Source organism: Polaromonas sp., assembly GCF_049790275.1.
Lineage (GTDB): Bacteria > Pseudomonadota > Gammaproteobacteria > Burkholderiales > Burkholderiaceae_C > Polaromonas.
The window spans coordinates 91,622-105,781 of record NZ_JBAQYR010000041.1; the positions used below are offsets into that span (position 1 = coordinate 91,622).

Below are 14,160 nucleotides of genomic sequence, written 5' to 3' on the forward strand. Positions count from 1 at the left end.
GAAATACATGCAAAAAATCATTCGCCAGATCGCGGCAGAAATCAAGGTCCAGGAACATCAGGTCAAAACCGCTGTTGAGCTGCTCGACGGCGGCGCCACCGTACCCTTCATCGCGCGTTACCGCAAGGAAGTCACCGGTGGTCTCGACGACATCCAGCTGCGCGAACTCGAATTTCGCCTCGGTTACCTGCGCGAGCTGCAGGAGCGGCGTGAATCGGTGCTCAAAAGCATCGAAGAGCAGGGCAAGCTCACGCCCGAGCTGATCGCCGCCATTGAAGCTGCACCAACCAAGCAGGAGCTGGAAGACCTGTACCTGCCTTTCAAGCAGAAGCGCCGTACCAAGGGGCAGATTGCCCGCGAAGCCGGCATAGAGCCGCTGGCCGACAAGCTCTTTGACAACCCGGCATTGGTGCCGGCAGATGAAGCCGCCGCCTTTGTCAAAGCCGAAAAAAGCGAGAACGGCGACGACTTCACGACCGTGCAGGCCGTGCTCGACGGCGTGCGCGACATTCTTTCCGAGCGCTGGGCGGAAGACGCAGCACTGCTGCAGGCGCTGCGCCAGTGGCTCTGGAGCGAAGGGCTGCTGTCATCCAAGCTGGTCGCAGGCAAGGACGAGAACAACGCCGACAACAGCAAGTTCCGCGACTATTTCGATTACGACGAGCCGATTGGCCGCGTGCCTTCTCACCGCGCACTGGCCGTGTTCCGCGGCCGCGGGCTCGAAATCCTGGACGCCAAGCTGGTACTGCCTGTGCCACCGGAAGCGGGGCAACCCAGCATCGCCGAAGGAAAAATTGCATTGCACCTGGGCTGGAGCCACAAGGCCAGGGCGGCAGACGACTTGATCCGCAAATGCGTGGCCTGGACCTGGCGCGTCAAACTGAGCCTGTCCATCGAGCGCGACCTGTTCAGCCGCCTGCGCGAAGAGGCCGAGAAGGTCGCCATCAAGGTGTTTGCCGACAACCTGCGCGACCTGCTGCTGGCCGCACCGGCCGGCCCGCGTGTGGTGATGGGTCTGGACCCGGGCATCCGCACCGGGGTCAAGGTCGCGGTGGTCGATGCGACGGGTAAGCTGGTCGAAACCTCCACCGTCTACCCGCACGAGCCGCGCAAGGACTGGGACGGCTCGCTGCACACCCTGGCCAAACTGTGTGAGAAGCACGGCGTCAACCTGATCGCCATCGGCAACGGCACGGCCAGCCGCGAGACCGACAAGCTGGCCGCCGATCTGATCAAGGGCATGGCCAAGGTGGGGCAGGTCATCGAAAAAGTTGTGGTCAGCGAGGCCGGCGCCTCGGTGTATTCAGCCAGCGAATTTGCCAGCCAGGAAATGCCCGACGTGGACGTGAGCCTGCGCGGCGCCGCCAGCATTGCGCGCCGCCTGCAAGACCCACTCGCCGAACTCGTGAAGATCGACCCCAAGTCGATTGGCGTGGGCCAGTACCAGCACGACGTGAACCAGAGCGATTTGATGCGCAGCCTGGACACCGTGGTCGAAGACTGCGTGAACAGCGTGGGCGTGGACCTGAACACCGCCAGCGTGCCCCTTCTGGCACGCGTTTCGGGCCTGAGCAATACCGTGGCCAAGGCCGTGGTGCGCTGGCGTGACGCCAACGGTGCGTTTGCCAGCCGTGCCGATTTGCTCAAAGTCACCGGCCTGGGTGCCAAGACTTTTGAACAAAGCGCGGGCTTTTTGCGCCTTCGCTCCGGCAGCAACCCGCTGGACATGACGGGTGTGCACCCCGAAACCTACCCGGTGGTCGAAAAAATCATGGCGCACACCGGCAAGCCGGTGGCCGAGCTGATGGGCCGCGCCGAGATGCTCAAGACACTCAAGCCCGAGCTGTTTGCCAACGAGCAGTTCGGCGTGATCACCGTGAAGGACATCATTGCCGAGCTCGAAAAACCCGGCCGCGACCCGCGCCCGGATTTCAAAGTGGCACGCTTCAACGATGGCGTGGAAGACATCAAGGACCTGAAAGAAGGCATGACCCTGGAAGGCACGGTCAGCAACGTGGCCGCCTTCGGTGCCTTCATCGACATCGGCGTGCACCAGGACGGCCTGGTGCATGTGAGCCAGCTCTCCAACAAGTTCGTCACCGATGCGCGCGAGGTGGTGAAAACCGGCGACATCGTGAAAGTGCGCGTGACCGAGGTCGATGTGGCCCGCAAACGCATCGGGCTGACCATGAAGCTCGACGCCGCCCCCGCCCGCCGCGACGGACCGCGCGACAACCGCTTCGAAAGCGCACGCCCGGGGCAGAACCAGAACCGCGGCGGCAACTATGGCGGCCAGGGCAGGGCGCCGCAACCAGCCGCTTCGACGGCCATGGAGTCCGCCTTCAGCAAGCTGGCGGCCCTGAAGAAGTAGGGCCCAGCCGCCGAAAAGACTGCATGCGCCGGTTTTTCATAGGAAAATAGCCAGATTGCCCAATACGCACGGGCGCAAGCAGCTACAAAAACCATAGCAAGTGCATTGACTTCCATGCAAGCCCTCCGCATTTACGCCGGCCCCAAGGCACGCCGGCATATTGAACAGCACGGCCTGAACCCGCAGGACGTGCGCGTGGTGCCGGGTGCAGCCGGCGGACCCAAGGGTCTGGTGCTGGGTCCGTTGGACCGCTTCATTTTTGGCGACTGGTTGACAGCCAGCACGCAGGAGGTGCATCTGGTTGGCGCCTCTATCGGTGCGTGGCGCATGGCCACAGCCTGCCTGGACGATCCGGTCACCGCCTTCCAGCGCCTGGAGAACGACTACATCCAGCAGCACATCGCCGCGCCGCCCGGCAAGAAGCTGCCGCCGGCGCAGATCGTCAGCGAGCAGTTCGGCCAGAGCCTGAAAGACTTTTACGGCGGCCGGGTACAGCAGGTGCTGCAGCACCCGCGTTACCGGCTGCACATCGTCACTTCGCGCGGGCGCCACATGCTGCGCCGTGAACATGGGCTGGGCACGCCGCTGGGTTACCTGGGTGCTTTTCTCACCAACACTTTGCACCGCAAGGCCATGGGCGCCTGGCTGGAGCGGGTGGTGTTTTCAAGCCAGGACGCGGCACTTCCCTTCGCCACCGGCGACTACCGCACGCGCCAGCTGGCGCTGACCGAGGCCAACTTCAACCCCGCGCTGCAGGCCAGCTGTTCCATCCCCTTCATGCTCAAGGCCGTGCACAACATCCCCGGCGCGCCACCGGGCGCCTACTGGGACGGCGGCATCACCGACTACCATCTGCACCTCAACTATGCTTCTGATTTGATAGCTGGTGGCGCAGGTGGGACGGGGGATACAGGCACTTTTGGCTCAAAAAATACGGCTTCATCCGGCCTGGTGCTCTACCCGCACTTCCAGAAAACCGTGGTGCCCGGCTGGCTCGACAAGGGCCTGAAATGGCGCCATGGCGCCACGCGCTTCCTCGACAACATGGTGCTGCTCGCGCCCGATCCAGCCTGGATCAAGACCCTCCCCAACGGCAAGCTGCCCGACCGCAACGACTTCGTGCGCTACAACAAGGACCCGCAAGGCCGCATGAAAGTCTGGGGTGCGGCCGTGGCGGCGAGCCGGCAGCTGGCTGAGGAGTTTCAGGGGTGGCTGGAGAAGCCGGATATGGGACGTGTGGCGGCGCTGTGACCGGGAGGCCTCGTCTATGAGGTTTGCGCGCCTTCCGGGGTTTCACAGGTCACGGTAAAGGCGCTGGCGCGCACCGTCTCGATGGGCCGGACCTCGTAGGCCAGGCCGCAGGCCATGCACGGGTTTTGCGAAGCAATTTCCGCAGCTTCTTCAAGACTGCTGGCCAGGATGAACCAGTAGCCGCCGATAAATTCCTTGGCCTCGCTGAAAGGGCCGTCCATCACCTTGTCACGGGAAACAATTTTTCCTTCCCTCGCCAGCCGTTGCCCGGTTTTCATCCTGCCTTCGGCGACCAGCCGGTCATGCCAGGCATAGAAATCATCGATGGCGCTTTGTATCCGCTCGGGCGGTAGGTCCCGGTCCCACTGGCCGCGGGAAATGACGAGGTATTCGGAGGACAGGGTGTTTTCTTTCATGGCCGGCCTGTTCATGTTGGCGGGAAGTGCAGTCCTAGAGCGACGCCCCCAGCATCTCCTCATACTCCCCGGCCGTCGCAATCCGCGGATTCGTCTTGTGGCAGTGGTCGGCCAGCGCGCCTTCGATGATCTTGCCGAACTGCCCGCGCTGCACCCCCATCTCGGCCAGGCCTGTGGGCAAACCGAGGCGGGCGTTCATGTCCTTGATGGCTTCGGGAATGTCGCTGCCCGACTGCAGGCCCATGGCTTGTGCCATGCGGTTCAGGCGGTTTTCCTTTTGAATCGACTCGGCACTGGCGTTGAAGCGCACCACCGCCGGCAGGAACATCGCGTTCAGCGTGCCGTGGTGCAGGCGCGGATCGACGCCGCCCAGGCTGTGGCTCAAGGAGTGCACGCAGCCCAGGCCTTTCTGGAAGGCCATCGCGCCCTGCATCGAGGCGCTCATGAGGTTGAAGCGGGCTTCGCGGTCGCTGCCGTCGCGCGTGGCGCGTTCGATGTGCGCCCAGCCGCGCTGCAGGCCGTCCAGGCCAATGCCGTCGGCCGGAGGGTTGAAGGCGGGCGCCATGAAGGTTTCCATGCAGTGCGCAATCGCGTCCATGCCGGTGGCGGCCGTCAGTTTGGCGGGCAGGCCCAGCGTGAGCTCAGGGTCGCAAATGGCGGTTTTGGGTACCAGGTGCCAGGAATGAAAGCCCAGCTTGCGGTGGTCGTCCAGGATGATGATGGCGCCGCGCGCCACCTCGCTGCCGGTACCGCTGGTGGTCGGCACGGCAATCAGCGGCACGGCGCGGTCGGTGATCTTGAGCGAGCCGCCCTCGATGGTGGCATAGGTCTTGAGCGGGCCTTCGTGGGTGGCGGCAATCGCCACACCCTTGGCGCAATCGATCGCCGAACCGCCACCGACGGCGATCAGGCCGTCGCAGCCCTGGGCCTTGAACATCGAGGTGGCGGCGCGCACGGCGGCTTCGGTCGGGTTCGAAGGCGTCTGGTCGAACACCGCAACGGTCATGCCGGGCAGGGCGTCCAGTGCTTTTTGCAGAACACCGGCCGCCTTGACGCCGGGGTCGGTGATGACCAGCGGCTTGCTGATGCCCACGCGTTCGCATTCCTGCTTGAGGAGCTTGACTGCCCCGTAGTCGAACTGGATCTGGGTGACGTAGTAGATGAAGGCCATGGCTTGCTGTCTCTTTCGGCGTTGTAGGATGCGGGTCGATTTTATGTATTCTTGCCTAAGGAAGCGCTGAATAAGTTCTTGTGGATGCGCGGCAGGCGGATTGGGATGGGATGCAAGGCGGATTTCGCAGCCAATAGCTGGCTATTGGCAAGAAATTCAACGCAGCAGACCGCCCAAGCCCGTCTGATCGCGCGCCGCAAGGGACTTGTTCAGCGCTTCCCTAACCCCATCACCTTACCTGAACAGCCGGAGACACCCATGACGCGCATGCAGATCCCGATGACGGCCGTTTTCCCTGGTGTTCTGTCCCGCAAATAAGGTGATGAAATGAAATTGTCCAGTCAGCTGTCAGGCAAGGCGCGAGGAGGCGACATAGCCGTAGCTATGGCAACGACGAGCAACGCTGCATGGTGGCTGACTGGGCGATTTCATATCGCCTTTATTTGCAGGACAGAACACTAGATGCGCGGACAATCTGCACACGCCCTGTTGACGCCCGCCATGCGCGACGTGATCAGCCGCATGGTGCGCGCCGGGCGCCCGGCGTTTCACACGCTGACTGCCACCCAGGCCCGCGCAGCCTACGAGGCCGGTGCGGGTGTGCTGGAAATCCCCAAGCCCGCGCTGGCGCGTGTGGAAGACTTCAGCATCCCGGCGCGTGACGGCCATGCCTTGCCGGCCCGGCTGTATGCGCCCTCGGCCGGCAAGCTGCCGGTGCTGCTGTATTTCCACGGTGGCGGTTTCACGATTGGCAGCATCGCCTCGCACGACATTTTGTGCCGACAGCTCAGCCATCTGGCGGGTTGCGCCGTGGTGTCGGTGGACTACCGGCTGGCACCAGAGCACAAATTTCCCACCGCCGCGCATGACGCCTGGGACGCGCTGCAGTGGCTGGCTGCCCATGCGGCAGAAAAACACCCGGACGGCAGCCGGCTGGCCGTCGGTGGCGACAGCGCCGGCGGCACCCTGGCCGCGATGTGTGCGGTGCTGGCGCGTGACGCCGGCCTGCCACTGGCCCTGCAACTGCTTTTTTACCCCGGCTGCAGCGCCCACCAGGACACAGAGTCGCACCGCAAATTTGCGCGAGGCTTTGTGCTGGAAGAGCGCGAGATCAACTGGTTTTTCAGCTGTTATGTGCGCGGCCCCGCCGACCGCGAGGACTGGCGTTTTGCGCCGCTGAACACACCCGACGTGGACGGCGTGGCGCCGGCCTGGGTGGGCTTGGCCGAATGCGACCCCCTGGTCGATGAAGGCGTGATGTACGCTGATAAGCTGCGCGCGGCGGGCGTGCCGGTCGACCTGGAAATTTACCGCGGCGTCACCCACGAGTTCATCAAGATGGGCCGCATCATTCCCGAAGCGCGGCAGGCCCACCAGGATGCCGCCCGCGCCCTTCAACAAGCCTTTGACACAAGAAGCTGACTTATGAAACGACAGGACTTTCGTTTTTTCCACCGTTTGCGCGTGCGCTGGGCCGAGGTGGACATGCAGAAAATTGTTTTCAACGCGCACTACCTGATGTACTTCGACACCGCCGTCACCGATTACTGGCGCGCGCTGGCCCTGCCTTATGAAGAAGCCATGCACCGGCTGGGCGGTGAGCTGTACGTCAAGAAGGCCTCGGTCGAGTTCCATGCTTCGGCGCGCCATGACGACCAGCTCGACGTTGCCATGAAGTGCTCGCGCATCGGCAACTCGTCCATGGTATTCACCGGCGCGATCTTCCGCGGCGACCAGCTGCTGATCACCAGCGAACTGATCTACGTGTTTGCCGACCCGGTAACGCAAACCTCGCGGCCGGTACCCGAGAGCCTGCGCCGCATCCTGACCGGTTTTGAAGCCGGCGAGCCGATGGTGACAGTCAAGCTCGGCTCGTGGGACGAACTGGGCACCCACGCAGCAGCCATTCGCACGGCCGTGTTTGTCGAGGAGCAGCGCATTCCGATGGACATGGAATGGGACGAAGCCGACGCCACTGCCGTGCACGCCGTGGCCTACAACGGCCTGGGCCAGGCGATCGGTACCGGACGCCTTCTGCAGCATGCAGCGGGCAGCGGAAAAATCGGCCGCATGGCCGTCAACCGGGTGCTGCGGGGTTCCAGCCTGGGTCGCGAACTGTTGGGGGCGCTGATGGCGGCGGCCCGCGAACGTGGCGACACCGAAGTGCTGCTGCACGCCCAGCGCAGCGCCGAGGGTTTCTACAACCGCCTGGGGTTCCAGCCGCGCGGTGAGCCTTTCGATGAGGTGGACATCCCGCACATCGAGATGGTCAAGGCGCTCTGAAATTTCAGCTTGCGGCCCGGCTTCGCTGCCAGGCCAGCTCGCAGCGCTGACGGCCTGCCTGCGCAGGCGTGGCCGTAGCCGCATAAGCATGGGTGGTTTCCTCGACGAACAAGTCCCAGCTCAATCCCGGACCGGCGCCTTCACCGGCCCGGGCCACCAGCACGGTGCTGCTGCGCGTGCCGTAGCCGTGTTCTGGAAAATCGACAAACACGCTCGACAGCGCACGCTCCAGCGGCAGAGGCACACCGGTGCGCGGCAAATGCGGGTCGCTGGCGCGCTGCCTGTCCTGCAGCGCAGACCAGAGGCTTGCCTGGAGTTCTTCCTCGCTGGATGACGCCAGGGCGTTCTGCAAGGCTTGTTTCAGCGCGACGGTTTTCGGCCAGGGCGTGTCCAGCGCGCCGTTCGACAAGCCATACAGGCCCGGGCCCAGTTCACGGGCCTGCCAGTCCAACCCCGGCTGGTTGCTGAGCCAGTGCCAGTAAGGCCGGGACGGCCGGGAAGAGGGCTGGAAATCGCCGAGCACCAGATTGAATGTGCCGTAAGCCGTGGGGTCAGTACCGGCGACGAACTGGCTGGCATCCATGCCGCTGTCCAGCCAGCGCATGACCAGTTCGCCCCGCGACCTTTCGCCGATGACCCGCGGCACCTCGCGCACATTGGTCAGCATGGCGAGGCGGCCGCCGGGAGTCAGGCCCATCCAGGTGCCACCGGCGCGCAGGTCGCGACCGGAAATCACTTCGGTGCCCGCCTCCGTGCGCCAGCGCGCAAGTGGCAGGGTGGGCCGGTCCAGGAACTCGTCGCGGTTGGCGGCAATCACCAGTGGCCAGCGCTCCGAGGCGCCAATGGCAAAGGAAATCAGGCACACCGACCGGGCCCCTTACTTAGATATCTTCAAGCAGAGGGTAGGGCAGCGGCAGCAGGGCCAGGGCAGGGCCGGCGGCGCTGCCCAGGGTCAAACGCCCGGCTTCGGCGTCTGCCGCTGCGGAGGTCTGCATGGACACGATCACATCAAAACCCGCCGTGGGGTGGGGCGCACAGGCGGCAACCAGCCCGCAGGGCTGCTCAGCATCCGAGGCGTGGAAAACTTCCTGGCCGGTATGCGCCGTGCCTTCGGTGTGCGCCACATAGGCCCGGCGCTTGAGCGTGCCGCGAAACTGGCTGCGTGCAACGATTTCCTGGCCCGGATAACAACCCTTCTTGAAATTCACACCGCCGACCGACTCGTAGTTGAGCATCTGCGGCACAAAGGCTTCAAAAATGGGCTGGGTGATCATGGCGATGCCGGACTGCACTTCGAGCCAGTGCCAGCGGTCCAGCGGCATGGCCGCGCCCGCGGGCGGCGGGGTGCCAGTGGGAGCGCACCAGAGCGCACGCGGTTGGCCGGCGCCGGGGTATAAAAACACCAGATTTGCAGCATCAAAGTCGGCTTTCTCCCATACCGGACGGGCGCCACCAGCTATGGAATCAATAGCGTTTCCTGCCAGGCCCCAGAGGGCGTAGTCGGCCGTGGCGTCGCTCAATCTGGCCTTGGCGCGCAGCACAAACATGGACAGGCGCTTCAGCGTGGCGGCCAGGATGTCGCGGCTGCAGACCAGCAGGATTTCTTCGTGGCTGCGCTTGAAGACGATGAAGCTGGCCTGCATGCGGCCCTTGGCATTGCAGAACGCGGCCAGGCGCGCTTCGGACAGGCCCAGCAGCGCGACATCCTGCGTCAGCTGGCCCTGGAGAAATTTGGCGGCTTCCTCGCCGGCCACACGGATCACGCCCAGATGCGCCAGTTCGGCAACGCCGGATGGCATGCTGTTCAAGGGCAGGGTAGCAAGAGGGGATTCAGAAGGAGAGGTCAACATGGGCTGAATTATCATAGACCCATCGTTTTCCGGAAGGTAACAGGGTTGTGCGTCGTTTCTTCATGAGTTTTCTGGTGCTGGTATTTCTTGCCGGTCTGCTGGGCTTCGGTGCCGCGGGCTGGTGGCTGTACGAGCCCCTGCGCCTGCAGCCGCAGCCCGGCAGCCAGGCGGTGGACCTGGAGATCGAGCCCGGCACGCCGGCCCAGCGCGTGGCCGAAGTCGTGGCGGCCAGCGGCGTCGATGTGCAGCCGGTGCTGCTTTATGCCTGGTTTCGCCTGTCGGGCCAGGCGCGCCAGATCAAGGCCGGCAGCTACGAGATCACGCCAGGCATCACGCCCCGTTCCCTCTTGAGCATGCTGGTGCGGGGCGAAGAAAGCCTGAAAAGTGTCACGCTGGTCGAAGGCTGGACGTTTCGCCAGGTGCGTGCCGCCCTGCTGAAAGCCGAGGCGCTCAAACCGGACAGCGCGGGCCTGAGCGCCGAAGCCATCATGGCGCAGCTGGGCAAGCCCGGGGTTCATCCCGAAGGCCGCTTTTTTCCGGACACCTACACCTATGCCAAGGGCTCGAGCGACCTGGCGGTGCTCAAGCGCGCGGCCCGCGCGATGGACAAACGCCTGGAAGCGGCCTGGGCGCTGCGCCAGCCGGACACGCCGCTCAAGACCCCCGACGAAGCGCTGGTCCTGGCCAGCATTGTCGAAAAGGAAACCGGCAAGCCCTCTGACCGTGCCGAAATCGGTGCGGTGTTCAGCAACCGGCTGCGCATCGGCATGATGCTGCAGACCGACCCGACCGTGATCTACGGCATGGGCGAGCAGTTTGACGGCAACCTGCGCAGGCGCGACCTGCTGGCCGATACGCCGTACAACACCTACACGCGCGGCGGGCTGCCGCCCACGCCGATTGCCATGCCCGGCAAGGCAGCGTTGCTGGCGGCCGTGCAGCCGGCATCGACCAAATCCCTGTATTTTGTGTCGCGCGGCGACGGCACCAGCCAGTTCAGCAGCACGCTGGACGAGCACAACCGTGCGGTCAACAAGTTTCAACGAAGCAACTGATGACAGGCATCTTCATCAGCTTCGAGGGCATAGACGGCGCGGGCAAGTCCACGCACATCACCGCGCTGGCCGAAGCTTTCAAGGCGCAGGGCAGGGCCGTGACGCTGAGCCGCGAACCGGGCGGCACGCCCCTGGCCGAGAAGCTGCGTGCCCTGATCCTCAATGACGCCATGGATGCGCTGACGGAAGCCCTGCTGATTTTTGCGGCCCGGCGCGACCACCTGACCACCGTGATCGCGCCGGCACTGGCGCGCGGCGAAGTGGTCCTGTGCGACCGTTTCACCGACGCAACCTTTGCCTACCAGGGCGGCGGACGCGGATTCGACCTCGACGTGCTATCAAAACTGGAGCTGTGGGCGCAGGATGTACAAGGGTTGGGGCGCGATTTTGTTCATGAACTCGGCAAAAAAGGCGCGGCTCCGGCCATTGTCCAGCCCGACCTGACGGTCTGGTTCGACCTGCCGCCTGAGGAAGCCGCCCTGCGCCTGGCCGGTGCCCGCGTGCCGGACAAGTTCGAAGCCCAGCCGGTGGAGTTTTTCCGCCGCGTGGCCCAAGGGTACGCCGACCGTCTGGCCGCCGACCCGCTGCGTTTTGCCCGCATCAATGCCAACCGCCCGCGTGAAGCCGTCTGGTCCTCGGTACATGCGGTGTTCCAGTCCCGGGGCTGGCTGGCATGAGCGCCGAATCGGAAATCGCCAACGCCGTGCCGCTGGCGCCCTGGCTGCAGACGCAGCTGCGCAGCCTGCTGGCCCAGCGCGGCCATGCCTGGCTGCTCAGCGGCCCGTCCGGCTTGGGCCAGTTCGACCTGGCGCTGGCCCTGGCGCGGGCCTGGCTGTGCGAAAACCCGACGGCTGACGGCGCCTGCGGCGTGTGCGGCAGCTGCCACGCGGTGGCTGTGCACACCCATGCGGACCTGTGCGCACTCATGCCCGAAACCCTTTCTCTGGCCCTCGGCTGGCCGCTCGACGAAAAGACCCAGGACGAGCTGGACAGCAAGAAACGCAAGCCCAGCAAGGAAATCAAGGTCGATGCGGCGCGCGAGGCCGTCAGTTTCACCCAGTTCACGCGTTCGCGCGGCAGCACCAAGGTGGTGTTGGTCTATCCGGCCGAACGCATGAACGCGATCACCGCCAACACCCTGCTGAAAACGCTGGAAGAACCGCCCGGGGCGGTCAAGTTCATCCTTGCCACCGAGGCGGCGCACCAGTTGCTGCCCACCATCCGCAGCCGGTGCCAGGGCCACACCATGCACTGGCCGGCCTTTGACGAGGCCCTGGCCTGGCTGGCCGAACAGGCCGGACCGGAAGGCAAGGGCAACAAGTTGCCGGCTGCGGCCGACCTGCACACCCTGCTGGCTGCCTCCGGTGGCCGGCCGGCCGATGCGCTCGAAAGGTCGCAAGCCGGTGCCAGCAGTGCCGTCGCCCAGCACTGGCAGGCCCTGCCCAAAGCCATGGCCCGGGGCGAGGTGGGCGCGCTCAGCGACTTTGGGCCGGCCCAGGCTGTCGACGCGCTGCAAAAGCTTTGCCACGACATGCTGGCCACCCGCGCCGGCGCCGAACCGCGTTTCTTCCGCAGCACAGACCTGCCGACGCAGCCTGCCGGCAAACCCGGCCCCGGTTTTGCCGCCTTGGGTGCCTGGGCGAAGGAGCTTGCAGCCACGGCCCGCACGGTGGAGCACCCCTACAACCCGGGCCTGATGCTCGAATCGCTGGTCAGCCGGGCGCAACTGGCGCTCAATTCCAACAGTTCCAGATAAGCGCTTGTTCTTGCTGACAGTCTGGCGGCCAAACCGATAAACTACAACCATGAGTACAACGCCTCCCGCCGGTGCTGCCGGTGCCACCGCCAGTTCCAGCGCCGCCCGCCCCAGCGTCATCCAGCTGGCGATCCGGGAAAAAGCCGCTCTGTACGCTGCCTATATTCCGCTGTTTGCCGAAGGCGGCGTTTTCATCCCCTCGGCCCGCGACTACAAGCTGGGCGACGATGTGTACGTGCTGCTCACGCTGCCCGAAGACACGCAGCGCTACCCGGTGGCCGGCAAGGTGGCCTGGGTCACCCCGGCACGCGCCTCCGGCAACCGCACCCAGGGTGTGGGCGTGCGTTTTCCCAACGACGAAAAGTCCCGCCTGCTGAAGATCAAGATCGAGGAAATCCTCGGCGCGCACCTGGCTTCCGACCGTCCGACGCAGACGATCTAGCCCTTCCGGCCCCCGCCGGAACCACTCCTGTTTTGATAGCTGTCTGCGCCCGTCCAGTATGGGCTGCTAGCCATTTTTGATACCGAATTGAGCTTTCCGATGTTCACCGATTCCCATTGCCACCTGAGTTTTCCCGAGCTCCAGGCCCAGTTGCCGCAGATCCGGGAAGCCATGGCGCAGGCTCAGGTTGACCGCGCGCTGTGCATTTGCACCACGCTCGAAGAGTTCGCCGACGTTCACGCGCTGGCCACCACCTATGACAACTTCTGGTGCAGCGTCGGCGTGCACCCCGACAACGAAGGCGTGACCGAGCCCAGCCTGGACGACCTGGTGCAGCGCGCCGCCTTGCCCAAGGTGGTCGCCATCGGCGAAACCGGGCTGGACTACTACCGCCTGGGCGAACGCAGCATTGGCGACATGGAATGGCAGCGCGAGCGCTTCCGCACACACATCCGCGCGGCCCGCCAGACCGGCAAACCGCTGGTTATTCACACCCGCAGTGCGTCCGCCGATACCCTGGCCATCCTGAAGGAAGAGGGCGAAACAGCAGACAACGCAGGGCGGGCAGGCGGCGTTTTCCACTGCTTTACCGAAACGGCGGAAGTGGCCAGGGCCGCGCTGGACCTGGGCTTTTACATCTCGTTTTCGGGCATTTTGACCTTCAAGAACGCCGCCGACTTGCGCGAAGTGGCCCGTTTTGTGCCGCTGGACCGCACCCTGATCGAAACCGACAGCCCCTACCTGGCGCCCATGCCTTATCGCGGCAAAACCAACAATCCCTCCTATGTGCCCTATGTGGCCAAACAGGTGGCCGAGATCCGGCAGGTGCCGGTTGAGACCATCGCCGAGGCCACCAGCCGCAACTTCGATCGGCTTTTTTCAGGGGTCACGGTATGAAAAAATACTTCACAAATTACATTAAAAAGACCATTTATCTATTTGTTTTATCAGGATTTATTACTGTCAATGCCGGATCTTACGAAGACTTCTTTGTCGCCATCAAGCAGGACGATGCAGCCAGCATCCAGCAACTGCTGAGACGCGGCTTCGACGCCAATACCATCGATCCCAAAGGTCAGCATGGCCTCTATCTGGCGTTGCAAGAGCCTTCGCTGAAGGCTGCCCAAGTCTTGCTGGACTGGCCGAAAACCAACGTCAATGCACTCAACGCCAAGGACGAAAGCCCGCTGATGATGGCGGCGATCAAGGGCGAACTGGAAATGGCCGCCGCCCTGATCAAAAGGGACGCTGACGTCAACAAGACCGGCTGGACGCCGCTGCATTACGCTGCCACCAAGGGCCATCTGGCCATCATGAGTCTGCTGCTGGAAAACCATGCCTACATCGACGCCGAATCACCGAACGGCACGACGCCGCTGATGATGGCCGCGCAATACGGCACGGCACCGGCTGTCAAACTGCTGCTGGAAGCCGGCGCCGATCCCTTGCTGAAAAACCAGCAAGGCCTGACCGCCATCGACTTCGCCCAGCGCGCCAGCCGCACCGAAGCCATAGAACTCATCACCGCAGCCGTCCGCAAGCGGCAAGCCACGGGCAAGTGGTGA

Annotated in this window: 14 protein-coding genes; 10 read left to right on the forward strand and 4 right to left on the reverse strand. The window is 64.2% G+C overall.

Annotation, left to right across the window (positions count from 1 at the left end; translation table 11 throughout):
* Positions 1–7: 7 nt before the first annotated feature.
* Positions 8–2,371, forward strand: coding sequence for a Tex family protein (locus WA904_RS05435; protein ID WP_425196106.1), 2,364 nt, complete (start codon positions 8–10; stop codon positions 2,369–2,371).
* A 114-nt stretch (positions 2,372–2,485) separates the two neighbouring features.
* Entirely contained in the window at positions 2,486–3,622 is a 1,137-nt protein-coding gene (locus tag WA904_RS05440) for a phospholipase (protein ID WP_425196107.1), read from the forward strand.
* Positions 3,623–3,636: 14 nt separating this feature from the next.
* Here the strand turns inward: WA904_RS05440 and WA904_RS05445 are convergent, their stop codons facing one another.
* Both WA904_RS05445 and WA904_RS05450 read right to left on the reverse strand, forming a co-directional pair.
* Positions 3,637–4,038 carry a YciI family protein gene (locus tag WA904_RS05445; RefSeq protein ID WP_425196108.1) on the reverse strand — a complete coding sequence of 134 codons (402 nt, stop codon included), beginning with the start codon at positions 4,036–4,038 and terminating at the stop codon, positions 3,637–3,639.
* Positions 4,039–4,072: 34 nt separating this feature from the next.
* On the reverse strand, positions 4,073–5,209 hold the full coding sequence (locus WA904_RS05450) for an iron-containing alcohol dehydrogenase (protein ID WP_425196109.1): 1,137 nt from the start codon (positions 5,207–5,209) through the stop codon (positions 4,073–4,075).
* 462 nt (positions 5,210–5,671) lie between these two features.
* Between WA904_RS05450 and WA904_RS05455 the strand changes: the two genes are divergently transcribed.
* Together WA904_RS05455 and WA904_RS05460 are read left to right on the forward strand one after the other, a co-directional pair.
* Positions 5,672–6,631, forward strand: a complete 960-nt coding sequence (locus tag WA904_RS05455; RefSeq protein ID WP_425196110.1) for an alpha/beta hydrolase — start codon at positions 5,672–5,674, stop codon at positions 6,629–6,631.
* Between the two features lie 3 nt (positions 6,632–6,634).
* A complete protein-coding gene (locus WA904_RS05460; RefSeq protein WP_425196111.1) occupies positions 6,635–7,492 on the forward strand; it encodes a YbgC/FadM family acyl-CoA thioesterase in 858 nt (285 codons plus the stop codon).
* 4 nt (positions 7,493–7,496) lie between these two features.
* On the opposite strand, the gene WA904_RS05465 is transcribed toward WA904_RS05460, so the two are convergent.
* Positions 7,497–8,357 carry an NRDE family protein gene (locus WA904_RS05465; RefSeq protein ID WP_425196112.1) on the reverse strand — a complete coding sequence of 287 codons (861 nt, stop codon included), beginning with the start codon at positions 8,355–8,357 and terminating at the stop codon, positions 7,497–7,499.
* A gap of 16 nt (positions 8,358–8,373) precedes the next feature.
* A complete protein-coding gene (locus WA904_RS05470) occupies positions 8,374–9,291 on the reverse strand; it encodes a YgfZ/GcvT domain-containing protein (RefSeq protein WP_425196113.1) in 918 nt (305 codons plus the stop codon).
* Between the two features lie 98 nt (positions 9,292–9,389).
* Here WA904_RS05470 and mltG point away from each other — a divergent pair, with 98 nt between their 5' ends.
* The 6 genes from mltG to WA904_RS05500 all read left to right on the forward strand — a co-directional run bounded on the left by mltG (position 9,390) and on the right by WA904_RS05500 (position 14,160).
* Positions 9,390–10,397, forward strand: coding sequence for an endolytic transglycosylase MltG (mltG, locus tag WA904_RS05475; RefSeq protein WP_425196114.1), 1,008 nt, complete (start codon positions 9,390–9,392; stop codon positions 10,395–10,397).
* A complete protein-coding gene (gene tmk, locus WA904_RS05480) occupies positions 10,394–11,074 on the forward strand; it encodes a dTMP kinase (RefSeq protein ID WP_425196153.1) in 681 nt (226 codons plus the stop codon). The genes mltG and tmk overlap by 4 nt, the downstream gene beginning before the upstream one ends.
* Positions 11,071–12,153, forward strand: coding sequence for a DNA polymerase III subunit delta' (locus tag WA904_RS05485; RefSeq protein WP_425196115.1), 1,083 nt, complete (start codon positions 11,071–11,073; stop codon positions 12,151–12,153). Before tmk ends, WA904_RS05485 begins: the two co-directional genes overlap by 4 nt.
* Before the next feature lie 49 nt (positions 12,154–12,202).
* Positions 12,203–12,595 (forward strand): PilZ domain-containing protein, encoded by a 393-nt coding sequence (locus tag WA904_RS05490; protein ID WP_425196116.1) that lies wholly within the window; start codon positions 12,203–12,205, stop codon positions 12,593–12,595.
* 99 nt (positions 12,596–12,694) lie between these two features.
* The gene (locus WA904_RS05495; RefSeq protein WP_425196117.1) at positions 12,695–13,492 is read left to right on the forward strand and encodes a TatD family hydrolase; all 798 of its coding nucleotides are present in this window, start codon (positions 12,695–12,697) and stop codon (positions 13,490–13,492) included.
* Positions 13,489–14,160 (forward strand): ankyrin repeat domain-containing protein, encoded by a 672-nt coding sequence (locus WA904_RS05500; protein ID WP_425196118.1) that lies wholly within the window; start codon positions 13,489–13,491, stop codon positions 14,158–14,160. Before WA904_RS05495 ends, WA904_RS05500 begins: the two co-directional genes overlap by 4 nt.